This window comes from Paucilactobacillus vaccinostercus DSM 20634 (assembly GCF_001436295.1).
GTDB lineage: Bacteria > Bacillota > Bacilli > Lactobacillales > Lactobacillaceae > Paucilactobacillus > Paucilactobacillus vaccinostercus.
In genome coordinates this window covers 1-561 of the sequence record NZ_AYYY01000065.1, presented here as the reverse complement: position 1 = coordinate 561, position 561 = coordinate 1, and the positions used below count along the sequence as shown (strand labels likewise).

Sequence of the window (561 nt, the reverse complement as noted above, 5' to 3'; positions counted from 1 at the left end):
CATCCTATACTTAAAGATAAAATTACACGCCTGTATGAAGAATTGATCGAAGATCAAGTCATCAAGGAAATGGAGAAAGAGTATCTAACTTCAAGTGATGGGTTAGTTGAAATTTTGAAAAAAACTCAAGATGAAATTGATCATTTAGACCATGTCATCGAGCAAGAACCTAAAGTTATTAAAGGTGGGTCTAAAAATAAACAGCGCCGGCGAAAACTTAAAAAATTAGCGCATAAAATGGAAAAGGATTATCTACCTCGAACTCAAAAGTATGAAGAAGCTGAACGTATTTTTGATGGTCGAAACAGTTTTTCAAAAACTGATCATGATGCAACTTTCATGCGTATGAAGGAAGATCCAATGATGAATGGTCAGTTAAAACCGGGATATAATCTACAAGCTGCCACTAACGGACAATTTGTACTAAATTATGGTATTTTTTCGAATCCGACGGATACGAGAACCTTAATTCCGTTTTTATCTGAAATGCATTCACTTAATCTATTCAAATATATCGTAGCTGATGCGGGCTATGGGAGTGAATCTAATTATTCTGCTGTG

General features: G+C 34.9%; 1 protein-coding gene. It reads left to right on the top strand.

Features of this window, described 5'->3' with window-relative positions; all coding sequences use genetic code 11:
* Positions 1-561 (top strand): transposase (locus FC26_RS13130; RefSeq protein WP_235809517.1); only part of this gene is annotated, 561 nt, incomplete at both ends.